26 protein-coding genes are annotated in these 24,896 nt (G+C 42.1%); 6 read left to right on the top strand and 20 right to left on the bottom strand.

Features of this window, described 5'->3' with window-relative positions:
* Window positions 1–7: 7 nt before the first annotated feature.
* The 5 genes from HUO09_RS12490 to HUO09_RS12470 form a co-directional block, all read right to left on the bottom strand.
* Window positions 8–1,096 (bottom strand): autoinducer 2-binding periplasmic protein LuxP, encoded by a 1,089-nt coding sequence (locus HUO09_RS12490; protein ID WP_167411267.1) that lies wholly within the window; start codon window positions 1,094–1,096, stop codon window positions 8–10.
* A 295-nt stretch (window positions 1,097–1,391) separates the two neighbouring features.
* A complete protein-coding gene (locus HUO09_RS12485; RefSeq protein WP_188234183.1) occupies window positions 1,392–2,543 on the bottom strand; it encodes a conjugal transfer protein TraF in 1,152 nt (383 codons plus the stop codon).
* 148 nt (window positions 2,544–2,691) lie between these two features.
* Window positions 2,692–2,991, bottom strand: a complete 300-nt coding sequence (locus tag HUO09_RS12480; protein WP_188234182.1) for a GIY-YIG nuclease family protein — start codon at window positions 2,989–2,991, stop codon at window positions 2,692–2,694.
* Entirely contained in the window at window positions 2,992–3,642 is a 651-nt protein-coding gene (locus tag HUO09_RS12475) for a YceH family protein (protein WP_188234181.1), read from the bottom strand.
* Between the two features lie 45 nt (window positions 3,643–3,687).
* Window positions 3,688–3,885 (bottom strand): hypothetical protein, encoded by a 198-nt coding sequence (locus HUO09_RS12470; protein ID WP_188234180.1) that lies wholly within the window; start codon window positions 3,883–3,885, stop codon window positions 3,688–3,690.
* Window positions 3,886–4,073: 188 nt separating this feature from the next.
* Here HUO09_RS12470 and HUO09_RS12465 point away from each other — a divergent pair, with 188 nt between their 5' ends.
* Window positions 4,074–4,391, top strand: a complete 318-nt coding sequence (locus HUO09_RS12465; protein WP_167411263.1) for a DUF496 family protein — start codon at window positions 4,074–4,076, stop codon at window positions 4,389–4,391.
* A gap of 161 nt (window positions 4,392–4,552) precedes the next feature.
* On the opposite strand, the gene aphA is transcribed toward HUO09_RS12465, so the two are convergent.
* Window positions 4,553–5,263: an acid phosphatase AphA gene (gene aphA / locus HUO09_RS12460; protein ID WP_188234179.1), complete on the bottom strand. Its 711-nt coding sequence runs from the start codon at window positions 5,261–5,263 to the stop codon at window positions 4,553–4,555.
* A gap of 263 nt (window positions 5,264–5,526) precedes the next feature.
* Here aphA and HUO09_RS12455 point away from each other — a divergent pair, with 263 nt between their 5' ends.
* Both HUO09_RS12455 and HUO09_RS12450 read left to right on the top strand, forming a co-directional pair.
* Window positions 5,527–5,943, top strand: a complete 417-nt coding sequence (locus HUO09_RS12455) for a VOC family protein (protein ID WP_188234178.1) — start codon at window positions 5,527–5,529, stop codon at window positions 5,941–5,943.
* A 313-nt stretch (window positions 5,944–6,256) separates the two neighbouring features.
* Window positions 6,257–6,517 carry a YgjV family protein gene (locus HUO09_RS12450; protein WP_167411260.1) on the top strand — a complete coding sequence of 87 codons (261 nt, stop codon included), beginning with the start codon at window positions 6,257–6,259 and terminating at the stop codon, window positions 6,515–6,517.
* A gap of 109 nt (window positions 6,518–6,626) precedes the next feature.
* On the opposite strand, the gene HUO09_RS12445 is transcribed toward HUO09_RS12450, so the two are convergent.
* From HUO09_RS12445 to HUO09_RS12390, 12 genes are all read right to left on the bottom strand, one after another.
* Window positions 6,627–8,153 (bottom strand): DUF4832 domain-containing protein, encoded by a 1,527-nt coding sequence (locus HUO09_RS12445; RefSeq protein ID WP_188234177.1) that lies wholly within the window; start codon window positions 8,151–8,153, stop codon window positions 6,627–6,629.
* 18 nt (window positions 8,154–8,171) lie between these two features.
* Window positions 8,172–8,576 carry a hypothetical protein gene (locus HUO09_RS12440; RefSeq protein ID WP_188234176.1) on the bottom strand — a complete coding sequence of 135 codons (405 nt, stop codon included), beginning with the start codon at window positions 8,574–8,576 and terminating at the stop codon, window positions 8,172–8,174.
* Entirely contained in the window at window positions 8,577–9,704 is a 1,128-nt protein-coding gene (locus HUO09_RS12435) for a glycosyltransferase family 4 protein (RefSeq protein WP_188234175.1), read from the bottom strand. It lies immediately after the preceding gene.
* A gap of 1 nt (window position 9,705) precedes the next feature.
* Window positions 9,706–10,917, bottom strand: coding sequence for a glycosyltransferase family 4 protein (locus HUO09_RS12430; RefSeq protein ID WP_188234174.1), 1,212 nt, complete (start codon window positions 10,915–10,917; stop codon window positions 9,706–9,708).
* A complete protein-coding gene (locus HUO09_RS12425) occupies window positions 10,914–11,912 on the bottom strand; it encodes a glycosyltransferase family 2 protein (RefSeq protein WP_188234173.1) in 999 nt (332 codons plus the stop codon). The genes HUO09_RS12430 and HUO09_RS12425 overlap by 4 nt, the downstream gene beginning before the upstream one ends.
* On the bottom strand, window positions 11,905–13,290 hold the full coding sequence (locus HUO09_RS12420; protein ID WP_188234318.1) for a capsular biosynthesis protein: 1,386 nt from the start codon (window positions 13,288–13,290) through the stop codon (window positions 11,905–11,907). The genes HUO09_RS12425 and HUO09_RS12420 overlap by 8 nt, the downstream gene beginning before the upstream one ends.
* A gap of 2 nt (window positions 13,291–13,292) precedes the next feature.
* Entirely contained in the window at window positions 13,293–14,519 is a 1,227-nt protein-coding gene (locus tag HUO09_RS12415; RefSeq protein WP_188234172.1) for a lipopolysaccharide biosynthesis protein, read from the bottom strand.
* A gap of 4 nt (window positions 14,520–14,523) precedes the next feature.
* Window positions 14,524–16,695 carry an exopolysaccharide transport family protein gene (locus HUO09_RS12410; protein ID WP_188234171.1) on the bottom strand — a complete coding sequence of 724 codons (2,172 nt, stop codon included), beginning with the start codon at window positions 16,693–16,695 and terminating at the stop codon, window positions 14,524–14,526.
* A 1-nt stretch (window position 16,696) separates the two neighbouring features.
* Complete coding sequence (locus HUO09_RS12405) at window positions 16,697–17,287, bottom strand: polysaccharide biosynthesis/export family protein (protein WP_188234170.1); 591 nt, start codon at window positions 17,285–17,287, stop codon at window positions 16,697–16,699.
* Window positions 17,288–18,586, bottom strand: coding sequence for an outer membrane beta-barrel protein (locus HUO09_RS12400; RefSeq protein WP_188234169.1), 1,299 nt, complete (start codon window positions 18,584–18,586; stop codon window positions 17,288–17,290). It abuts the gene before it with no gap.
* Window positions 18,570–19,985: an undecaprenyl-phosphate glucose phosphotransferase gene (locus tag HUO09_RS12395; RefSeq protein ID WP_188234168.1), complete on the bottom strand. Its 1,416-nt coding sequence runs from the start codon at window positions 19,983–19,985 to the stop codon at window positions 18,570–18,572. Before HUO09_RS12395 ends, HUO09_RS12400 begins: the two co-directional genes overlap by 17 nt.
* 393 nt (window positions 19,986–20,378) lie before the next feature.
* The gene (locus tag HUO09_RS12390) at window positions 20,379–21,467 is read right to left on the bottom strand and encodes a ketoacyl-ACP synthase III (protein WP_188234167.1); all 1,089 of its coding nucleotides are present in this window, start codon (window positions 21,465–21,467) and stop codon (window positions 20,379–20,381) included.
* 198 nt (window positions 21,468–21,665) lie between these two features.
* On the opposite strand from HUO09_RS12390, the gene trxC reads away from it, so the two are divergent.
* Together trxC and HUO09_RS12380 are read left to right on the top strand one after the other, a co-directional pair.
* Entirely contained in the window at window positions 21,666–22,100 is a 435-nt protein-coding gene (gene trxC, locus HUO09_RS12385) for a thioredoxin TrxC (protein ID WP_167412630.1), read from the top strand.
* Window positions 22,101–22,294: 194 nt separating this feature from the next.
* Window positions 22,295–23,455, top strand: a complete 1,161-nt coding sequence (locus tag HUO09_RS12380; RefSeq protein ID WP_188234166.1) for an MFS transporter — start codon at window positions 22,295–22,297, stop codon at window positions 23,453–23,455.
* Between the two features lie 42 nt (window positions 23,456–23,497).
* Here the strand turns inward: HUO09_RS12380 and HUO09_RS12375 are convergent, their stop codons facing one another.
* Complete coding sequence (locus HUO09_RS12375; RefSeq protein WP_223159434.1) at window positions 23,498–23,896, bottom strand: nitrous oxide-stimulated promoter family protein; 399 nt, start codon at window positions 23,894–23,896, stop codon at window positions 23,498–23,500.
* Window positions 23,897–24,000: 104 nt separating this feature from the next.
* On the opposite strand from HUO09_RS12375, the gene HUO09_RS12370 reads away from it, so the two are divergent.
* Complete coding sequence (locus HUO09_RS12370) at window positions 24,001–24,174, top strand: DUF2986 domain-containing protein (RefSeq protein WP_167412628.1); 174 nt, start codon at window positions 24,001–24,003, stop codon at window positions 24,172–24,174.
* Here HUO09_RS12370 and HUO09_RS12365 read toward each other — a convergent pair.
* Window positions 24,163–24,639, bottom strand: coding sequence for an NYN domain-containing protein (locus HUO09_RS12365; protein ID WP_042487275.1), 477 nt, complete (start codon window positions 24,637–24,639; stop codon window positions 24,163–24,165). The two genes, HUO09_RS12370 and HUO09_RS12365, sit on opposite strands and share 12 nt — an antisense overlap.
* Window positions 24,640–24,896: the final 257 nt, after the last annotated feature.

Below are 24,896 nucleotides of genomic sequence, written 5' to 3'. Positions count from 1 at the left end.
CTGCCTATTAATTATCTGAGTATCGGAAAGCGCGTTGTTTGAGTTTCTCTATCGTTTCTTTCGAGTCTTCTTTAGTGACAACTGCGAGATCGCCTGAATAGACAAGTGGCACGGGTTTGTTCTCAATATCCCATTTAATGGCTTCCGCCATTGCAATACCTGTATCATCATTCATTCGCATTACAGTAACATCCAAATCACCTTTCGCGATAGCATCCAATTCAGCAGAACCGCCTCCCCATCCATTGATTTCGATGTCCTGACGATTCAGTTCCTTAAGGGCTTTGGCTGCACCTAATGCTACGTCAGTTGAACAGGCATAAATGAATTTAATATCAGGTTCTTTTTCAATGATCTTCAATGTCGACTCATAACCACTCTGCTTAGTCGTTTTGGTGTAAAAAGAAGAAGAAAGCTGATAGCTGTCATTCTCTTCCATCATTTGAATGAAGCTACTGCCGCGAGCATCACTGATGTAACCTTCTGAAAAATAAAGCACAGAATATTTGCTACCATTGGGGATGTGCTGCTTATAGTAGTCTGCAATTTTATGAGCACCTAATTCATGATCGAAACCAACATACATCATTGGTTGTCGCTCTTCCCAACCTTGAACAGGCGTTGTGATATTTTGCAGAATAAGTTTGGTTTCAGAGGAGTTCAGCACGTGTTCGATAAATTTTCTATGACGCGTAGTGTCTAGAGTAAAAATTAGGTAACCAGTGTTATTCTTTATCGCTTCCATCAAAGACAGACTTTGCTGTCTCATGTCCACATTTGGTCTAGTAAACACTTGGTTTAACTGATATTTGATACCCAATTCTTCCATTCGCTTTTCGAAAGCTTTGATATTACGAACCCAGTAATCCGAAATCTGTTGACCGGGGTAAACCACTGATATTGTAACAGGTTTGTCTTGCTTAACAGAAATGGGAACAGGTTTGTTACGCACCGCTTCCGAAAGCAAAAGGGTTCGCTCATTCTCTGATGGGTTTATGCTTAGAAACTCTTTGTAATGCCAATAACCATCTAAAACTTGAGCCGCTAATGTAGGTGAGGCACTAAAAATAAGTGAAAGCAATAAGGCTCTTTTCATTCTATTCGTATTCATTTTGTAGGATGTTAATTGATTATTCACCCAGTAAGCCCTTAATTTGGTTTTAGTATCAGTGTATCAAGCAGACATAAAATACCTACACTGAATGCTAAGAAGTTGAAAGGATACAACTTGAAACAGCAGCTATTCAAATGAACATTTTCAATAACATAGCCGCCCTAAGCTTAACGAGTATGTAAGGATTATTATGCATATATTGCCTAATTGATAGTACAGGCACCTAAAAATTCTATTAGGTACCCGTATTCGATTAAGTATTGTGCAGCTTTGAGGGTTAGAAAGTGAAAGCTAAGTTGGTTGATACCCCAAACTGCCCATCTCCCGCATAGTTGCCTGCCAAATCAAAACTGACCAGGTCTCCCGGGCTAATTCCTATCCCAAGGGTAAATGCATCATCTAGCGTATCTTCAATATCTATCTCATAACCCGCTCTTAACTGAGCCCACCCCCATGCATTACCTTCAACACCAAACCGAACATATTGAGTGTTGTCGTTATACCCTGAGAATCGCTCCTGCTTGGTTAAATCGATGTCCACGGCCGCGGTAAACAGCTCAGTAACATACCCACCGGAAACCGTAACCTGAGTGTCCAGCTTATAGTTGTTAACTCCGTCATAGGTTTTAAGCGCTTGTGAAAAGAGATCTTTAATAGCAACACCCGCTCTATAATTATCGAGCATCCATACCGCACCCAAATCCAAGTTGAACGCATTGTCTTTCACTTCGCTTTTGTCATACTCATCCAAATCAAAGCTTTCTACCGTAACAACTTGTTTATATGTACGCAGTTGTTGGTATTTAGGTGTAACACCAAAAGCAAACTCTTGCCCTTTGATTGAGACAGTTTTCGCAAATGACAAACCATACTCTGTATACCCAAAAGCCAACAAATCCACACTAGAATTTTCGTATCGGTTTTGGGCATCCGCCTCTAAGTTACCAGTAGAAGCGGCAATGTCCGTTCTTACCAACACTTCAGCGTATCCACGTGCGATAAAGTTCACTGAAACAGCTTCTAACGGAACCGCTACAGCCATACCTGCGCCTGCAGAAACACCCAAAGGTTTATCGTCAGAGAGTTGGTCAAGATAATTATTTATTTGATTGATGTTATCTTGGGTCGGAGTACTAGCGTCTTCAAAGGTTTTAATGCTGTCTTGCAAATCATCAATTGTTGTTAAGGACTCGTCTGGGTCACGAGCTGTTGCTCCAATTGCGGGAAACAAGATCCCAAAAGTATCACTGTCTCGATATATCGCGCCTAACGCGGGGTTGTAAAAAGGAGCAAGAAGATAGTCGGCGGTTGTCACACCAGTATTACCCATACCGTTACCACGAGCATCGGCGACTGTATTCGCCGCATTCACTGAGGTTGCAACCAATCCACACACTGCTATAGAAAGTACTTTCTTTGAATTATTCATTTCCATATCAACCTTTCGTATTAGTCCCTTTTCAAGATTAATACACAAAATCAATATTTACAGGAAACCCTACGATCGTTGTCTCAGAATACAGATATTGTTTAGGAAGATAAGGCAGGAAATAAGCTAACCCACGTTTGAAAGAAACTTAGTTGGGTATATATACGCTTAGTAACGAAGGTTGTTGAACGAGTTTTTCTTTTTGAATTTTAGACAGACGTTTGATTCGATATTCAAGTCTAAGGGCATCACTTTTCTTGTCGCCAACATAATGTGACCACACCAACTCTAAAGGCGACTTCCCTCTTAAAGCCTTTGCACCAGTACCTGAACAATGTTGACCAAAACGACGTTCAACATCTGTAGTAATACCGCAGTAGAGGGAATTTTGTGGTGTGCGTACAAAGTACACCCACCACGATTTTTCTGAGTTGTTTAACGTCGACATTTAAAGAAGCTTTTCTAGCATGGTTCTTAATTCAGCAACTTCTTGTCGTAGCTCTGCGACTTCAGCCTCAAGCATTTCCATTTTGTTGCTTGAAAAATTGTTTGCAGAAGACGACTCAACCGCTAGCGCTTCTAAATCTACTTCACCGGAAAAAAGATGCTGATAACGAGACTCGCGTTTACCCGGTTCACGAGGCAGTTTCACTACTAATGCGCCCGATTCTCTAGCGGCTAAGCGTTCTAGTATCGCTTCGGTTTCTTTAACATCGTTAAAAGAACATAAACGATTGGTTCTGGTTCTTAGTTCACCCGGAGTTTGAGGGCCTCGTAGTAACAGGCAGCAAATAATACCCAGTTCTTGCGCATCAAGTTTTAAGTCACCAAATTCAGTATTACAAAATCTATGCTGAAACTTGCTCGCACGACTGTTAAATCCGCTTTCATCACTCACTAAACGACGGGAGACAAGTTCAGACACTGCGTCTTGAACTTCCGCATCACTCAGTGACAAAACGGGCTCACGATTACTTTTTTGGTTAACAGCGGCAGTTAAACTATTTAAGGTTAGCGGATAATAATCAGGTGTCGTGACTTCCTTTTCAATTAAACAGCCAATGACTCGTGCTTCTAAAGGACTCAATTCTATATTCATTTTATATTTCCTTCTTTGGAGAAATGACCGCAACTAAAGAACAGTTTAGTGTTCGAGAGTCATTGCAAACCTCAATATATTGCCGTTCTCGTCCATGATAACGATTTTTGAACGGTTCAACTCAATATCAAGATGTTCCATGACTTTACGCTCGCGAAGGTAAGCTTGACGGAGTTTAACGTTGTATTGTTCTTCAACTGGTGCGATATCGACTTTGGAGACAACAATTTCTGAGGACAGCATGATCATTTCGGTACTTAAAGTTTAACTGGGCACATGATATAGCGCTTATAGAGTGAAGTACAATCAAGCCAAGCGCTAACTGGCGAATAAATGGACAAGTTGTTGTAAGGTTTGATCTTAAGTCTGTTATGAGTTGCAACGATGTGCTTTAATCACTATTAGTTGCATTGAGATAGGAAAAGGAACCTATGAACAGCGTATTTGAAATCGTGAGCTTAGCTCGCCGCAAAAACAAACTGAAACGTGAACTTCTTGATAACGAAAAGAAAGTTCGTGATAACCGCAAACGTGTAGACTTGCTTGAAAACTTGGTTGATTACATCAAACCAGAAATGACTCAAGAAGAGATCATGACTATCGTTAAAAACATGAAAGCTGACTACGAAGATCGTGTTGATGACCACATCATTAAGAGCGCAGAAATTTCAAAAGAGCGCCGCGACATCAGCCGTCGTATCCGCGAGCTAACAGAGCAAGACAAGCAAGCGAACCAACCTAAGAAATAAGGTTGAAGCCAGTTAATGAAACCCGTCATTTGACGGGTTTTTTATTGCCCAAGAAACTGGAACCTTAATAAAAAGAAGTCTTTCCTGTTTATATAAAAATGCCGCTAAATAGACTTCAACGGCATTTAGTACTTTAAAGAATTACTTACTTGAGTACGAAATCAGTATTCTGAATCTCGTAATACTCGTTCACCGTAAATGCCATTTTTAGGTATAGGAGTATAGCTAGAGTTTGAAGCCCTCATGACACGGATGCCTTCAGCTCCAGCTTGACGTGCAGAGATGATATCTCCGTCAGCATCGCCATAATAAATTTTAATGCCGTTCTCTTTGATGTATTTGGCTTTCGTATATTCTGTTTTGCTAGAACCCGCGAAGATCACATCATGCATCTCTTTGATATCAAAAGTACTCTGTAAATATTTAGTCGTGAAGTCACAGTCGGAGCCAGTTCGACCCGTGATAAAGTAAATTGAGTCTCCGCGTTTTTGGTGCATATCAATCAGTTTACGAGCAATTTCTTTTGGTCGGCTGAAAGCATCCCAGCCACAGTTAGCTTTATCCCAAAATTCCTGATTAGAAAGATAAGAATAACCACCTGGAGAGAACATTTCCTGTCCACGGTAGAACACAGGTGTACTAAATAGTGTCGTATCATCAATATCGAAGCCAACGGCAATTGATGGTTTGTTTCCTAATTCTTTCGCTAGGTCTTCCACAGATACCATATTTAAATCAGATGGGATTCCAGCTGATAGCATTTCAATTGTTGAATATCCTTTATGGGTTCCGGGGGTCTTTGGGTCGGCGCTGACATTTGTTGAAATAACACCGCATAACAAAATTGACAGAGCAATTATTTTCTTTTGCATTTTATATCCTTACATGCTGGATTATTATCAGTTGCTGCTCACAACAATTATGCATACTAATCATCAATATTCATATTTAATGTGATTGTTATCATATTTGTCATTCATTGATGACATATTTATTGCAGTGATTATTGGTTCGATGAATATGTACTTTACGAACATAAAACGAGTTGACCCCGACGAACAATGCGGAGAATATCTTTACAGTATTCCTCTGCTCACTAAACCTGATTTAATACACTTTATTAGCCGGCCAACAAATGAAACAAAACATCGTACACATTGCATTAGTAGTTAGAGATTATGACGAAGCGATTGATTTCTATGTAAACAAGCTTAAGTTTGAGCTTATTGATGATACGTACCAGCCTGAGCAAGATAAGCGCTGGGTGGTGGTTGCTCCACCAAATTCACATGGCGTTAGCCTGTTGTTGGCGAAGGCATCAAAGCCAGAACAACATAACTTTATCGGCAATCAAACTGGTGGAAGAGTGTTTCTCTTTTTAAACACCGATGATTTCTGGAGAGATTATGACTATATGAAATCAATTGGTATTAATTTCGTCAGAGATCCGCAACAACAAGACTACGGTACTGTCGCCGTGTTTGAAGATCTCTATGGCAACTTGTGGGATCTCTTACAGCTTAACCCAGACCACCCCATCGCCAAGCGATAAACCTTATTTGATCTATAAAAAGCACTTTATTCGGATTAATAGGCGAACGCTAGTTAACCTTCTTCCTTCTATGTTTTGAGCTTTTTCAGTCGATCACAGAATTAATTTCATCTGATTGCTACGTAAAACGTTTGCGTAATCGCTAACCTTCTATTTCCTAAATATTGAGGCTTTCATCACACTTTGACTGTTGGTATATTAGCGCCAGTTAATCAACTTAGACCATTCGAGGCATGGAGCTCCCTCATTTATCTCACGACGAGAAGATTGGTACCGGTGATACCAAGTCCGGCATATAAAGAGGGTCTATATTATGGATATGCAAACAATTGAAATCATGGGTTACGCAGCGTCAATCATGGTTGCTATTTCTCTAACTATGAAAGACATCGTGAAGCTTCGTATTCTGAACTTTATCGGTTGTACGCTATTCTCAGCTTACGGTCTTATGATCGATGCGCTGCCAGTTGTAGCAACAAACACTTTCATCGCTGTTGTGAACGTATACTTCCTAGTGAAGATGTACCAAGAGAAGAAAACAGCTGAAGCAGAAGGTGTTCATAACCCAGCTTAAGTAATGATTACTTAAAACTGATTGTTAAAAGAAAGCCCAAGTATGTATTACTTGGGCTTTTTCATAGTATTCAATTGCTAACACACTGAGTAACGCTACGTTGTCACTCTTACAAAATCGTTAAATCTGAAAAACGATACCAGCCAGAATCTTGCTTGCCAACATTAGCGAAATTCAAGCGCGCATCACCATGGCTATCTACCAGAGCCAGCTCAAGATAGTAATGCCCTGCCTCAAGTGTGCTTGGTAAAGTGAGGCTGCTGTGTGTTTCGTGTTCACCCGGTAACCATGAACGCACATCGTAGCTAGAAGTGCCAAAGAAAGCAGCATTGCCATTTGCATCAATTAATCTGTAAGCCAAATAGCGATGTTGATAAGGAGGAGCAACGCCTTCGTTGACAAACAATGCGTTCACGTTCAACACACCACCAGCTTTTAGTTCCACTTGATGATTGAGTTTTTCTAAACGAATTCGATAGCCGATTTTAGTTAGCGCTTCATCAAGTAAACCACGATATTGAGTCGGAATAGGCTTTGATTTCAAATTCAACGTCGATGCGTGATGCGCAATTGCCCAGTCCAAACTGGCTTTCACTTCTTCATAGCTATAGCCTTGCGTTGCTTCCCAGCCTTGCATTGTTCCACAAGTTTCAAGACTGATAGGTCCGCGTTGCCAACTGGTATCAAAGTTTGGATCGTCATTTTGAGCTTGCTGAATACGATATGGGTAGTCATCTTTCATATGACTCCATGTCGTAGAGAAATGGTGCCAGTCTCCCCAACAATCTGCTCGCCATCCTGCCCCTTTTTCAGTGGCGTAAGCCAAACTGTTACCACCACTGATTAACATCACTTTCGGTGTTTTCGGAAACGCTTCAAAATACAGGTCAACCCACTTGTTCAGGTCGGCATCACTGTATTTCTGATGCAACGGCTCTAAACCGGAAAAATTGCTGTTGTGCCACTCTCCCCAAGAACCCACCATACCAATATCAATATGGCTTAAGTTAGAGTTGCCATCGTAACGCTTACCAAACGCTTTCAGTAGTTTTTCACCGTAGTAAAGGTACAAACTGTCATCAAGGTTTGGTACGAAGGTCTTATGATCTTCTGTCCAATAGCCACTAATGCCTTTGTTGATTAACCATTGTGGCACTTTGCTACCGGTTTCAGGTTCATCCGCTGTCATAAAGCGAATCGCCACCATTTTTGGTGGTGTTTCATTACGATTTTCACTGAGAATCTTATCCAGCTTATCAAAGGCATACTTACCTTCTTCTGGTTCTAATTCATTCCAGTAGAATCGGTAGTAGTCGATACCAGCATCCGGATATTCGCTAAGGCTTAATGTGGTTCCCCAATTATCATGGAAGGTTTCAACGCCCATACCCGGGTTAGTAACTGGGCCTGTAAGCGCAGTAGGATAAACGGTTATAAAGGTTTGATCGTTCAAATCCACCAGCTCGCTTTCGCCACCGCCGGTACTGGTTTCAGTTTCAGATCCCTGATCGTGCTTATTATTTGACGACTGGTTACTATTTGATGGATGGTTATCCGGCTTTTTTGCCAGTACAGAACTAAGAGGCAACATTGTCAGCATTGCCAATACAACAGCTTTGTAAGGCTGTATTTTCATAAAAACCTCGGGGTTAATTTACAATGATAATCCTTTAAACCAATCCCAAATTCCGAATGAAAATCCCTTAAAAATATCAATACCAAGTGCTGACTTAATTAAGTACAAAGCCAGCATTGCCAAAAGGCTGATTGATACCACTCCAATTAGGACTAAAAACGTAACAACAAAGTGAACCGGCTTTGAACGCTCACGTACGTGTTTTCGATGATCTCTGCCACACAGAAAAACAAAATAGAAACGCTTACCGAACCAAGGCACGGTTTCTCGAACATCAATGGAATGTCTTGCGACCAACCCCATCGATTTGACTGCATGCTCTATGGCATGCTTTTGCTCGTCATTTAACGTCTCAGCAATATCACTGTCTAAAGTGTGATAAAACTGATTGATGACTTTATCTGACCGATTGTTAGACGACACTTATTTAATACCTGTTCGTGACTTTCCGCTAAGCGCTTGTTTATAAACCTCAACCGTTTGAGCGGCTATCTTCTCCCAATCATACTTTTCCAAGTAAGTGGTGTAATCCACTTCGACATGTTCTGGGAGGCTCGCAAGTTTACTCGTTAGCGTATCGACATCGCCGACCGGAAAATAACTTTGTTCATTTAACCCTACTTCGGTATTTGCAGGTATATCGCTGACAATCGCTGGAAGTGAAAATGACATAGCTTCTAACAGCGCAATGGGTAAGCCTTCATGATAAGAAGGCATAACAAACACTCTTGCTTGAGAGAATAGAACTGTCAGTTCATCGCCTTTTACAAATCCGGTGAGTGTCACACCTTTCGTGTTGCGTGCTTTGGCTTTCAACTCTGAGCTATAAACCGTTTCGTGGTCTGTATCTCCAATCAATACCAAAGGTAGAGATGATCCCGATTTTGCGTAAGCATCAATCAGGTCATGAAAACCTTTTTCTTCAACAAATCGACCAACCGCCACAATGTAACCTTTAGCTGACAATTCGTGATTGGTTAAATACTTATCGATAACGGCGGCGTCCAACGGCTTAGCTTTAAGCACACCGTTATAGATTAAATTAGCATCAAAACGCTGGTATTTGTCTTTGATAATAGTATTGATCACATCAGATATAACAATCACTTCGCTTGCCCATTTTGCCGCGAATCTTTCACCTAATTGCAGAATTTTCTTAGCAAAACCGCCCCATTTCTGACGATCGTAGTCAGGACCATGGTGAGTAAACACGACTTTCTTGCCCAGCAAGCGTAACAGAGGCACCACTAAACCTGGGCCAATAGCATGTACATGCACCACATCTGAACCATCGGTTAAGGTAGACAATGCAGCTAGGGTCGAGTGAACAATCGCTTCGAGTGATTTCTTTTTTGGCGCCCAAATAGCCTTGGTTTTCACACCTTGGTATTCAGAATGCTGATAAGGAACGTAAGGGGAACGCGCAATCACGCATACCTCTGCACCTGTTTGTTTCACTATTTCTGGATACAGATGCTGACAATGAGTTTCAACACCTCCAAGCACTTCTGGAATTCCTCGTGTACCTAGCACAGTGATTTTGATGGTCATATTACTTCTCACTCAATAATTCTTGGTACAAATGCATAAGCGTATTTTCATGACGAGCCAGAGAATACTTGTTCTCTAAGCGATGACGAGCACGATTTCCGAACTCAACGACCAACTCTGGGTGCTGGGCAAAATCATCCATCACTTGTGCTAAAGAATCTGGATTCCCAGATTCATACAAACGCCCTTCTACTCCTTCTCTTACTTGTTCTGGAATGCCTCCGATATTGGCACCGATGATCGGCTTGCCATAAGCCATGGCTTCGATAACCGACATAGAACAGTTTTCATAACATTCAGAAGGAACAATGACCGCGCTGCACTCTTTTATCAATGTATGTAGAACTTCGCCGCTTTGGAAACCGAGAAAATCGATATTGTCGTAATGAGTAACTAACTCATTGTATAAAGGACCATCACCAACCACTTTTAATGGCATCTCCTGCTTAGAGAGTTGATAAGCTTCAGCCAAAGTCGCTACGCCTTTTTCGACACTTAAACGCCCCAAGTAGAGGAAGTATCGCCCGTCTTTTACTCCATTTCGCTCAACATGCTCGTCAATACCATTCACAATAACTTCAATACGGTTATGGGGTAATTTTTGCCGAATAATGCTGGCGAGAAACTCGCTGGGCGAGACGATCACATCCACGGCTTGATAGTTCTTTGCCAATGATTGATAAGTCGCCTCAAGCGACAATAACGCGCTCTTAAACAGCGAACCTTCCTGACAGCGATACTTAAACGCGTTCCATACCGAACCCTGTAAGCACGCTTCGCAGGTATGTCCATCTCGGTACATGGTGTAACTAGGGCATGCAATTTTTGTGTCGTGAGCGGTCAGCACCGTTTTGCAGCCTAATGACTTGGCGACTTTTATGACCGATGGCGTAAGCTGATGATAGATATTGTGAAAATGAACAATTTCAGGGCGTTCTTTGGTAATTAAGTCTTTCAATTTCTCGCAAGCTTCACTGTTATGAATAAAATTGATCGCCGTTTTCACGCTACCTAACAAGCTTTTCTTACCGTCATGATAATCAACATTAGAAACAAAATAGTCACTAAAAGCCGAATCGACGTTTTTCTCGTGCTGCATGGAAAAATCTATAATCGTTGCTTCAGAGCGCGCTAACATTTCGCGTTCCTGAAAAAACACGGTTTCAGCTCCGCCTTTCATAAAGAAGAACTTGTTTACTAGAAGAATTTTCATTGTTCTTCTCCTTTAATCCGTCGGTTATCTGGCGCTTGATTCGGGTCTTTCAAACGGCAGCTCAACCCACGGACAAGCCCAGCGGAAAACACACTCAGATTCACCACACTTTGAAGAGCGTCTCTTAGTGATCGGTTTTTAATTGCTTTCAACGCAAAGAAGGCAACCAGCGGCAGTAGCACAATCGAGATAATTTTTGCATGGAAAGTCAAAATGGATATCGCCAGCACAAACAAGTAAAGGGTAAAGATTGCCTCGTTCTTCACTACGAGCAGCGCGTCTTTAAAATGCGGCTTTCCCCAAGCACTTTTTAATAGTTCGCCAGCGGCAAATAAATAGCCACTTTTCCAGCGATATTTCATCAGTTCGATGGAAGACATGTCATAAGAAGTGTGAGAGAAATATGGAATCGCCAGTCGATGCAGTTTGTAACCCGCATGCTTTAATCGCATACCCAGTTCAGCTTCTTCATACGCATGAAGGTTGCGATTGGTTAAATAGCCGATTTTTTCAATAGCAGAACGACGATATAAGCCACCGCCACCAAGATGAGAGGTATCACCTACAGGATAGATCTTGTGAATACGCTGCTTACGGGACTTGAACTCATAGCTTTGTGCATCATCCATTTCCACCATACCAGCTACACCTGCGTAATCGCGGTGAGTATCTAAATAAGCAATCCCCTGCTCGATAAAGCCGGGCGCCAGTTCCATATCCCCGTCCATAAGCAGTAGAAACTCGCCTTGCGCATGAAGATACCCTAGTTGATGACCTACACCACAACAGCGTTCATCACCATGTACTAGTGTCACAACCTTAACGCCATGCTTCAAAGCAATTGTTTGTGTATCGTCTGATGACAGACTGTCGGCGACAATAATCTCATGAGAGTAATTGGATAGATTCTCGCGAATGCTAGTAATGGTTTTCGCGATCCCAGCCTGTTCATTATACGTTTTAATAATGACACTGATTTTAATCTCTTCACCCATAAGAAGGCTCACTTGTTGTTAATGCTGACTTTCGGATAACTAACGCGGCACCTAATGAAAAATAGAACAAAAACTGCAACATAGGTACGATCATCAAAGTTTGGCTGTAAGGGAGACTCAAGAGACCTGCGATCCCAAAGGCAATAAATGCAGGTTGGAAAGAAAGCAAACGCACATCTTCCTTAGTGATTTTATCTCTCGGTATTAGTGGTTTTGGCATGACCATACGTAAGGTATAAACTATGATGCCAAAGAACAGTAACGTGCCAATTAACCCGAGTTCCCATAGCAACATACTTAGAGAAGTAGAATCCAAAAACACATTAAAGATGACATTGAGAAATCCGGGAGCAACCGTACTGCCACGGTTCGTTGCATTTAACCCATATCCGAATAGTTGGCTGGGCAATCCCCATAAATCACTGTGCTCACCCCAGAAAAAAATGGTGGTCATCCTTCCCAACTCCCCCGTTTTTACCAAGATGTAATTGGGATCGAACACATACGAGATAGAGTCGACAAATATATCCAGCGCGCCTTTATCTGGAGTTCCCTCAAAAGCAGTAGCATAAGACGCCGCTAGCATCATGATGGCGATAGAAATAAGCCCGAATAGGCCACCAATGATCATCAACGCTGTTTTTAGATCGAGGCGCTTCATTCCGGTAAGGTAACTCGGTGAAAACCAGACAAATGCCAACAAAAGTGGAGAGATCAGAATAACAAATTTCACCTCGCCTAAAATACACAAGGTAAATGCAGCAACAATATGCAAGCCGGTATTCAGTTTTGTCGCCAGACCATGCTTATATTCAGAAAGCTTAAGCAACATGATCAGTAAACAGAATAACCCCATGGCCGCAGTGTTACCGCCTTTCATAGGGTCACCACCAAACGTACCCACAACTGCATCCCACTTTTCATATTCTCCGCGGAAGGCGACGCGCTTGGGTACAACAATCAGAATCTGGTACAAAATAACGGGGAACTGAATATAGAAAACCCAATAGAGCGCTTTAGTAATACGGTAAATTTGCGATTCGCGGACAAAACCTAGTAACAAGCAGAACATAATCAGCGATATTGCTAACTCGTTTTTCATTCCGACAATCATCACTTTGATACCGCTTTGCAATACCGTCGATACTGCGGCTAACGCAAACAAACTAACAAACAAAACCAATAAAATACGTTCTTTGTTGTCCAGATAAAAAGTACTGTAACGAGTTTGCATTGGTAACAAGAGAACCATTAAACAGGTCATCAAAAACGGCAGCCAAAGAACCGCACCAACCCCTGTGAAATACTGAACCATTCCACAGAAAACCAGTGTCGTTAATGTGACGACTTGGAGATAAAGCCCGCTGTTTAGACTCAAGTTCACTTGGCTTTCCTCTCCTCACGCATGGAACGTGCTCGTTGATTCACTTTCAAATAAATGAACCCGTAACGCACTGCCGAAAGCACCGCATAAGTCATCACTGAATACGCGTAGTTGTCGTAGAAATACGGCAAAATAACAAATGCCATAATAACAACGGCCAACTGCTCAAATTGAATACGTAGGAAATACTTCGGAGAACCAAACACCAGCTCAATAACCGTAAGCGGGCAAATAGCCAGTGCGGGGAACAAATACGGCAACATATAACGTGACGTAGAAATTGATTCTACCCACTCATAAGTGATCCAGTTTTTGGCTGCCGCGAATTCCATCACAATCGGATAGAAGATAAAGACACCAGCAGTAGCGATTAGACCAAGGACAAAAAGGAGTTTGCGTACCTTTATAAATTCCGGGTAATTGAAGCGCTGATGGCGAAAATCTAACGACCATTTAGAGAAGATAGAATTGCGTACAGCATTACCCACAATCACGACCGGCGATAAGCAGAATCGGCTGACAATAGCAAAATAACCTGCCGTCACGGAAGAGAACCAATAGTTGATGAGCACTGTCGGCAAGTTACTGTTTGCCATAGCCAGCACCTCAGCACTACCGATGCTAACAATGTGTTCTTTATGACGCTTAAAGAATTCTCGATTGGATGACCAACCCCATTGATTCCACGCCATGCGTCGAAATGGCATCGAGTAGAGTAACCATAGAAATACGATAACGATCATCGCAATCGCCCAGCTCCAATATAATAGTTCTGCTGTAGGCGTAAGGAGCACACACACTAAAACCAAAGCTGACGCAATCAAACGTTGAAACGCTAACAGCTTCATTTTTTCATCACGTAAGAGCAGGTTTTCTGAGATCAAAATCCACGCATGAACGAGAGTAAGCAGATAGTAGAGTGCAAACGGTTTATTGAACAACCAAACAATAACAGCAGTATACGGAACAGCTAATACGACTGTCTGAATAAGGCAAAATACAATGTTCTGCGCGAGATGTTCATCCTGCTGTTTTGGGATCAAAAGCTGTGAAGCAAAAGTACATACCTGAGCACCAATCAGCACAATGCTGTACACCATGGCGTAAATACCAACTTCGCTCATACCATAGCGATTTGACACAAACCAAATGGACGATGCTCCAATCACTTGGGTGAGCATCGAAGAGCTGGCAATCGTCGAGATACTTTTGATCAGCCCCATGCTATTAGTCCTTCGCTAACAGAGCTGAAAAACTGCCTTGAGCAATAAACTGCTTACTTTCTTCACTTTGTAAGTTATCCGCTTGAACTCGGTTTAGTACCGCACCAATGGTATTGATATCAGGCTGATTCAACTTATCGATATCTTGACGAATAACTGGAACCGAGCGAGAAGCCGCTTGCATCACCACAACGACTCCATCTAATGTTTTGGCGGCTAACTGCGTATCTTTGTTGTCCGTTAGACTTGGCAAATTCACAACGATTCGTTCATAAAGCTCTGGCAGTTCTTGCATCATGTGCAGAAATGGCTCGCTAGCGAAATACACCAAAGGTGACTGTTTAAGAACCCCTCGCGGCAAGAAATCGAGCTTATCATTGAGCGAAATAAATAGTTGCTTGTGATTGTCGTTGTTTCCGTCACCCCACTGAGCAGCACCTTTAGCTTCTGCTACGCCATTCATCGCCTCGTCTGCTTGTGGAATAAACTCAGGCAACACTGACAAACCCGTGTCACTACGGAAATCGAGATCCAACAACAGCGTCTTATGGTTGCGGCTTAAACTGTCGGCCAGCAAATGCGAAATGAGCGTTGCCCCTTCCTTTTCAGTGCTGGAAACAACACCTAAACAATAAGCTGAAGGTGATGCCAACTGAATCGCGGTTTTTATGCCGTGAAAGGATTCCATCGCATAAGGATTACTGCGAATCAGATTAACAAGTTCGCTTCTGTCCTCTACTTGCCCCATTTCCGGTAAATCAGCTAACGGTTTCAAACCTAATTTTTTCAAGACCTGTGTCAGGTTGTAGATCTTCTGATCCATTGCAGTGCGAATAATCACGTACAAAGTGGATAACGCCAAAGACATAATGAACACCATTGCCAGTAGCAACAATTTGTTCGGTTTTGCTGGCGTTTTAGCGACTGCGGCCGGGTCATATAAGACAGCATCCGCTTCGCGATAAGTTGAAGAAAGCTCTTGTTCTTTACTACGTAGAAACATGTCTTTGTAAAGATCTTCGGTTTTTTGCAAATCAGTCTGCATGCTTTCGTAAATATCACGTTTCGCCACTAATGCTTTAAAACCATTCTTCTGTTCATTCAACAGCGCTTTATATCGGTTCTCTTTTGCCAACTGAGCTTGATATTCTTTATACAAGCCTAATTTCAGCTCCGTTAGCAGTCGGCGGAACTGAAGTTCAATCGCCTTAATTTGCGCTTCAGCTTCTAAGATCTTGTTGTGTTTTGGGCCGTAACGGTTTTGCAGATCAAACAGCGTTCGCTTCGCCTGAATCATCGCAATTCGCAAATCTTGTATCTGTGGGTGACTTGATATCTCAGGAATAGATGCCAGATCATCCAGCGGTGCATCTAAGTTCTGAACCACCAGCTCGTAATGAGATTGAGCCAGCATTCGACGTTCAGTAGCATTGGCTAAACGCTCGGTCATAATGCTGAGCTGTTGAGTTTCAAAACCATCAATGCCGTTAAAGGTTATCAAGCCTTCTTTGTTAAGAAACTGCTCCATTTCCTTTTTCTTTTTCGCTACTTGCTCACGCAGTTCTTCCATCTGCTGCTCATTCCATTGTTGAGCGGCTGCGGTTTTCTCTACTTTTTTGTCGATGGTGTAATCAATGAACGCTTGGGCAATACCATCTGCAATTCGTGCGGCTTCTTGCGCATCTTCCGCTTCAAAAGAAACATGTACCAGTTGCGTTAAGCGCACTTCTGAAAAAGAGAGATGTTTACGAATGTATTTCACCGTAGCTTTCATTAAATCAGCTTCGGTCATTGGTAATTCCCGAATGCTGTCGTCCACCGTTACGCCACCGTTGTATCGAGGATCTTCATTCAGCTTGAGATCGTTAATGGCTTTTTCTAGTACGACACGTGACTGCATCAAATTCAGTTGCGTAACGTAGTAAGGAGAACGAGTTGAATCGTAGCCATCCACATTTTCGATTGGCGTTGCGTTGTCTTCCTGCGCTTTGATTAACACCGTAGCAGTAGACACATATTTCGAACTCATGCCTGAAATCAGCGGAAAGCATGCTCCCGTTACTACGACAGTAAAGAGCAGTATCTTCCACCAGTGTTTTTTTAATGCTTTTATAAATGGTGCAAAATCGATGCTACTTTCCATCTTTTGACCATTTTCAATCATGCCTACTGCCATACTAGAAAAAACTCTGCTCTACGATTACGGTATCGCCAGGCTGCACTGGGTGAGTGAGCTCAACGTCTTCAATGATTTCATTTGTGGTTCCCGAACGAATGCTGATATCGTCTCGGTCAGCTCGGTCAGTAAAACCACCAGCAATTGCGATGGCTTGTTCCACAGTTAACTTTGGTTGATATTCATAGCCATTGGGCGAGGTAACTTCGCCAAAAATGTAAAACAGACGGAAAGATTCCATATTGATGGTAACCATAGGGTTCAATAGGTAATCACCTCGTAAACGCTCCTCTATTTCCGTTTCTATCGCTCTTGGAGTACGACCCGCGATGACGACTTCACCAATATAGGGAAAGTTCACTACGCCCGATTTACTCACTTTAAACTTCATAGACATATCAGGTTCACCGTAAACGATGATTTCGATTCTGTCGCCAGTACCCAATAAGTAATCATCTAAGTTTTCGTCAACTTGTGGCGACGCTGACGCCTGCTGACCAGCAACTGAGTTTGACCCTTGCTGCACTGCTTCATCTGCCAGTAAAGGCAATGACATCATCAAAGTGAGAAGAAATACCAACCATGTACGCATCTATATTTGCACCTTTAACTGCAACTCGACATACGATTGGTCATAGCCTAATCGTCTGATAATCGAATACTGATCAAATTCACCGATGTTAAGCACATCTACATCTTCATTTGAGCTAAATTTTTTCCACTGATAGTTCATTTCAAAACGAACAGACGGTCTGAAATCATAACCAATAGCGAATTTCGCAGTTTTGGTTTTGTCGTATCGGTTGTTATTTTCAACACGATAATCTTCCATCTCATATTCATAGCTCATAGTGGTAGACAAACGATCTACCCACCAATAATGTTGCCAAGAAATACCGTATATTCCGTCTAGAATATAACCACCTTCTTGTCTTGGATCTTTGACACGTTGAGATGTGTGCAGAGACCAAATATCATGTTTTAACGGTTTCCATTCCAACGCGACATTCCAGTTAGCTCCCAGAAAGCTATCTGAGTGGTCATTTTCTGGAAACGATTTGTACAAAGCAGCAATGTCCGCTTCAATAGTTGTTTTTCCGCTTCGGACACTTTTAATCCCGAACAGTAGATAATATTCGTTGCTATCTTTGCGCTTGTTGGCTTGATAATGACGACGGTTAGTAATCAAACTGTAGCGAAATCGGCTGTCGTCACTGTATTGGTCAAACAACTCAATCAGACCTGTGGTTTCTTGCCACTCTTGTTCTAATACGTATTGATAGAAATCATTATCCGCTAATTGAATGTGGTCTTTGTCATCATAATTAAAAGACTTAGTTTGAAGCATGACATCCAGTTTCCCTCGCCCCTTTGGAGCACCATAGCTGTAGCGAAGACTGGTGTTAAATTGTGAATAGTCCACACCAGAGTCACCGAAGCCATATTGTTCCATTTGAGATTCATCAAAGCCTTCTGTTAATCCAAGCCCTCTTTTCTCTTTTCCATACCCCTGTTGGATATTCCACTTTAACCCGTGTTTTAGCCCGTAACGCCAGTAGCCATCGAACATCATAAAGTGGCTGTCTGAATCATCTTCGCGAGAGTCTTCATAGCGGTTGTAATCGCCTTTATACATTAATAGGTATTGGTCTTCCCCTCTCTGGCCTATAGCTTTTATTTCAGGCGATACCGTTAAATAGTTCGACTCTATTTTGTCTTTATCATCCACTTGGTACGTGACGTTATCATCAACACCGTAAGCGGCACCGACCCGACTCTGAAAGTCGATACCTGCGAAACCAATATGCGATTTTGGTTTCAAATCAGCATACGCAGAAACGCTAACCAACAACGTGCCAACACACAGTAATAAGCTAGTATGCGGTTTCACTTACAAAGCCTTTAAAGATAGTTAAAAAGATGATTTTAATATCAAGCCACAGCGTCCAGTTCTGCATATATTGGATGTCGAATTGAATGCGCTTTTCCATCTTATCGACGGTTTCTGTTTCACCACGATAGCCATTTATCTGAGCCCACCCCGTAATGCCGGGTTTGATCTTGTGTCGAATCATGTAGTTGTCGACGATCTTTCTATACTCCTCATTATGAGCAACAGCATGAGGACGAGGTCCGACAATCGACATCGAACCTTGAAGCACATTAATGAACTGAGGCAGTTCGTCTAATGACGTTCTGCGAATAAAGGCGCCAAACTTGGTTACCCTAGGATCGTTTTTGGTTGCTTGTGTGACTACATCGCTGTTTTCCATCACTTTCATTGAGCGAAATTTCCACACTTTGATTTTCTTTCCTCCCAAGCCATAGCGATCTTGTTTAAAGAGCACAGGACCTGGCGAGCTCATTTTCACCCCTATCGCCACAGCAACAAGCACGGGAGAGATCATCAAAGTGATGATGGAACCGATAATAATGTCTTCAATTCGCTTAATCGCAGCACCGACCCCATCAAATGGTGAACCAAAGACACTAAATGTTTGAACGCCATTAACCGATTTCACTTTCGAAATACTAATGTTGTAGGTATATAAGTCAGGAACAAGATAGGTATCCACAGTACTGTCAGACAATTGCTCCAAATAGTGGCGAATACGGTCTTTAGCCACCATAGGTAGGGCTACATATACCTCATCAATTTCACCTTTGCGGGCTTTATCTATTAGTGTTTCCACCTTTCCTTGGTATGGAATTTTTGTCAGATAGCCAAAACGCTGTTCGCCTCGATCGTCATAATAAGCCAATTCAACGTCATTAAGGTGGTAGTCATTGAGCAAAGAACGAGATATAGCAATACCGGCAGGTGTCATGCCAATGATCGCGATACGCTGTTTCTGGTTCATTTTCTGGCGAAAGGTTCGCACAGAGATAATGGGTACCATCCTAGCCATTAGCAACACGGTAAATGCTAATACATACCAAAAAGAAAAGACCGTTGGATTTAGGTTTGTGATGGTCACACCATCAACATTCTTGAAGAAGTACTTCACCACTTCCATGGCTAAAACAGAGATAGTTAACGTGGCAAGCAATCGAAGAAGCGAAGCCCTAATACGACGCAGAGTACGATAGCTGTAGAGTTTGCAGTACTCTCCAACTAGCAGAAAAATAACTGAGAAAATAAATGCGGCCAGAATATCAATTGCCGTCTCATGATCACCAAGCGATTCAATAATGCTCGTTAGCATAAGGTTTATAAGCAGAAAATCGACCATCTTTAATAGCGTCGCGTAACCGTCATCTGCAAGTTTTAATACCTTTCTTGGTGTCATACCCAATTTGCCTCAAACGTATAAAAAGAAATTATTTCTTACTTGGTTATCTAATCCGTTGTTTAACGCTGAGCGATACTAAACGCAAAGCCGCGCATATATCTCACTACAGTCTAGAACAATTCCATTAACCCCATGAATAAAAAGCACTAAAAGCATAATGCTTGAGCGGATGGATGCTTTGTAAAAAATACTAACTTATTTTGTAGGGCTTGTTCCATATACTCGCTGTCAGATTATTCTTATATTTAAGATTTATTTTATTAACCTTCGCATTCATGGGCTCTGAATAATGCTCACTGAATTAAAATGGGCAATTTGGCGCTAAAAATAGATAAAGGCACTCAAAGAGTGCCTTTTTGCATAAATTCAAACGCCTTCGTTTTGATTTATCTACTCAACCGATTTTTGTTTGCAATGTTCTATCGCATCATGGAGCAGGTCCAATGCCGACTTATCAGATTCTGGTAATGCGGCGTCACTTACATGTATAGGAGTAACACGTTGGCCCCATCGGATATGTCCAGCTCCCCACGTTAATCCCGCACCGAAAGCTGCCACAAGAATATTGTCGTTTGGATTAACCTTACCTTGTTCTAGCGCTTCACACAGCGCAATAGGAACCGTTGCCGCTGAAGTATTGCCATACTTGTGAATATTGACGAAGGCTTTATCTTGGCTGATACCAGAAACATCGCACAAAGTTTGGATAATACGAATGTTCGCCTGATGAGGAATCACAACATCAATATCTTCATTGGATAAACCGCTTCTTTGAAGAACTTGCTGAGATGCAGCACCCATGCCACGAACTGCACGTTTAAAGATATCTTTGCCAATGAAGTTAAAATCCCAGTGACCATTGTCAGCCGCGAAACGATCCATCGCGGTACCAAACTTAGGCACCGCCAAGATGTCACGACCTTCGGCATCACAGCCAATTTGTGCATCTTGTAAACCGAGGGGCTCTTCCGTACGGCTCAATATCGCTGCACCTGCACCATCGCCAAACAAAACTGCAGTATCTCGCTTTGTCCAATCCAGATAAAAAGATAAACGCTCAGCACCAATAACTAATGCATGCTTGTAGTTACCCGCTTGAATCAAACGAGTCGCGGTTTCTAAACCATAAAGGAAGCCAGTACAAGCCGCATTCATATCAAAAGCAGCAGCACCTTTGTTGCCCAAATTCAGTTGAACTTTCGAGGCAATATTTGGAATCAAGGTATCTGGAGAACAAGTGGCGACAATAATCAAATCGAGATCACTGGCTTCTAGACCGGCACAAGCCAAAGCGTGTTTAGCCGCGACGGTGGCTAAGTCAGACGTGTTAACGTGGCTAATTCGACGGTTCTCGATACCAGTACGCGTACGAATCCACTCATCGTTGGTGTCTAAAAAAGTACTCAGGTCTTCGTTTGTTAGGATCGCTGGTGGCAGACATTTACCCCAACCTGTTATTTCAGCGTAAAACTTGGTCATACTCGTTCCAAATCTATAATTGTTATGCCAATACCAAGCGTGAATTAGCCTGCAATTATGAGCAATTCACTGCTGATATTGTCTATTGTATTTGTATCAATTGCCCCAACATTAGGCATAGGGGCGGATTATACGCTCATTTACAATATAGAGTTAAGTAAAGACCATATACACAAATCACGATTTGAGAGGAAACCTATGTCAACCTTCAACACACGCTGCCCTTCTTGTCATGGATTAAACCGTGTTCCCAATGAGCGAGTATCAGAAAGCCCGAATTGTGGTAAGTGTCAAACACCATTATTAGATGGCTCACCAATTGAAGGAACAGAAGCTAACTTTGATGCTATTTTGCAAAGCGCTCAACCAGTTGTTGTCGATTTTTGGGCACCTTGGTGTAATCCATGCGTTGGTTTCGCGCCTGTTTTTTCAGATGTAGCGAATGAAAGAAATGGTTCAGTACGTTTTGTAAAAATAGACACCGAAAGTCAGCAAAATCTCGCTGCTAAGTTCCAGATTCGCAGCATTCCAACCATAATGGTGTTTAAGAACGGACAAAGAGTTGATGTAATAAATGGTGCTCTTCCAAAATCTCAGTTTAATCAATGGTTGAACCAAGCTTTAACAAAATAAGCCATGTGAAATATTTCTAGTTAAGTTGGCTATTATCAGGATAAAATGCCAACTTAACTTACTATTTTGTAGATTAGACATTTGATAAAATTTATTAATCGTAAAGATCACAAATTTTAGTTTTACCTTTCCTATCATAAGTCTCATATTCGCCGCAAATTTTCTCTTTCTCCTATAACTTTGAGGCGACGTCGTTGGACAACTTGTTGATATCAACTTCTTCTCAACGCATTTCTGTTCCAGTCATTGCGTTAACTTTCTATGCTGTAGCATCAGGCTATTTAATGAGTCTGATCCCCCTTATGTTGCCTCATTATCACCTAGAAAGTAGTTTAGCCAGTTGGTTGGCGAGTGTGTTTTACGCTGGATTGTTAATCGGTGCAATGATCGTTGATCCTGCGGTAAACCGTCTCGGGCACAGAAATGCTTTCATTGCATTTTTGATAATTCTGCTGCTCTCTATTGTTACTTTGCCTTTGATCGCGAATTCAACTGTATGGTTAGTTGCACGCTTTATCGCTGGTATTGCAGTAGCTGGTGTATTTGTCGTTGTTGAATCTTGGTTACTGCATGGGGATGAATCTGGCAGAGCGAAGCGACTTGGTATCTATATGGCAGCGCTATATGGTGGGTCTGCCATTGGTCAGTTAGGCATTAGCTACATAGGTATTAATGGCGCGGTGCCATTTTTAACCATTTCAGCGCTATTACTACTTGCGTCTGTCGTACTGATTTTTGGTAAATCAACTCAACCGACTTCACAACAAGCGGTAAGCCTTTCTTTGCGTCAAATGGCTAAATTAAATCATGCCGCAATTATGGGATGTATCGTATCAGGGTTAACTCTTGGAGCGATTTACGGTTTGATGCCTGTTGAGCTTGATAACAGAGGGCTGGATCACTCAAACATGGGCGCGCTTCTTGCTCTGGTTATTCTGGGCGGAATGGCAATTCAACCGAGTGTTCCTTGGCTTTCAAAACACTTGGGTCGAACTCTATTAATGGCTTTGTTCTGCTTGATCGGCTCTGGTGCCGTTATGCTGCCATTGTTTGACTCTAGCTTGGCAATGCTTGCTGTAAGTTTGTTTGTATTAGGTATGGCGACGTTTGCGCTTTATCCAATCGCTATCAATTTGGGATGCGACAAACTAGATGCCAGCTACATTGTTTCCGCAACTCAAGTGATGCTGTTCAGTTACAGCGTAGGATCTGTGGTTGGCCCAGTGATTGCTGACTGGTTCTTACAAAATGGCCAAGGTTTGTTGGGCTATCTTTTGGTGATCCAAATGGCGACTTGTCTATATATGCTACTGGCAAGTATTAAAACCAAGCGCCAATGGGTTGCGGGTGAATAAACCGTTTACACTTAATACACCTGTTACGCTCAGAAATTGAGTTTACTGATTATTAGACGCTTTAAGTCGTTGATGGCGATTTGAGGCGTCTTTTCCTATTTTGATAGGCGGTTGCTTTCGCTCATGTAACAGATGGCGTATCGCAAGAATAGGATGTGGTAACAACATCCTTGGGCCTGAGTATCTCATTACCAATCTCATGCTTTCTTTCGGCTCTGGCTTATAGCAGTGGATTGGACATCGATTACAGGTCGGCTTATTTTGCCCGTAAGGACATCGGTCTAAACGTATTTCAGCGTAATCAAGCAAGGCTTGGCACTCTTCGCACAATCCATCTTTTCTGTTGTGATGTTTTTGACAGTAGATGTCCATCATCGCAGCTACGGTCCTGTATTCTGTTTGTAATGAACCGACTAAAATTGACTTGGCTTTCGTCATCATCAAACCCTACTGAATAGCGGCTAGGTTAATTTCTCACTGGCTATTGAGCTTAGTGTTTAAAACCATTAAGCTCCCCACCCTCATGTTCCTCAGATGTGAAAATCATGAACCGTAAAAAGAAGATCAACCAAATTTTAAAAAAGAAGATTAAGCAGCAAAATTCGAAGCTGCATAAAAGCAATAAGCCTCGCTACGTGTCTAAAGCTGAGCGCGCTAAACTGGAAGCAGAAGAAGCGGCGCAAGTGACAGATGAAGGCGAGACTCAATCACCAGAGTAACAACTCGTCATCAATAGCGATGTATCTGTCGGCGGCTTCTACTAGGCTGTTCGCGGTCAAACCGGGTACTCCATAAACTTCTACTTGCTTGCCGAATCTTTGTTGAATGCGTTTGGCGAGCAAGTCAAAATCTCCATCGCCAGAAACCAGTACAACCACATCAACTTCTTCTGCCAACTCAATGGCATCAAGCGTAATACCCACATCCCAATCGCCTTTCGCACTGCCATCACGGCGTTGTATAAACGGCTTTAGCATCACTTCGAAACCAATACCACGTAGTATATGGTGAAACTGACGCTGACCCGCGTCTTTGCTAGCGATAGCGTATGCATTGGCTTTGACGACCGTGCGACCATGAGTCACTTTTTGCCAAAACTGATTGTAATTAAAGTTAAGTTGATAGCGTTCTTTACAGGTGTAGTAGACATTCTGCACATCTACGAGAATGGCGATTTTTTCCATATTGATGTTGATACCCTTATAAAGTGTACTTTTTGATCGCGAAATATAGCGCCACATGACGGCCTAGAAACAAACGAAACCATACCACAGCCTAAAGCTGAAAGTTACACGATTATTGCTTATTGAGAATCTGTGACAACATTGCGAAGACGTTTATCTAAGTGGATATGTAAGGAAAAAGTCTTAAGCGATTTTTGAGAGCGAACTAAGAGAAAGTGGAGGCGCGTACCGGAATCGAACCGATGTACACGGATTTG

The sequence above is a fragment of the Vibrio sp. Y2-5 genome, assembly GCF_014596725.1.
Taxonomy (GTDB): Bacteria; Pseudomonadota; Gammaproteobacteria; order Enterobacterales; family Vibrionaceae; genus Vibrio.
Note: the sequence above shows the minus strand (reverse complement) of the source record. Positions and strands in the feature narration are given on the sequence as shown.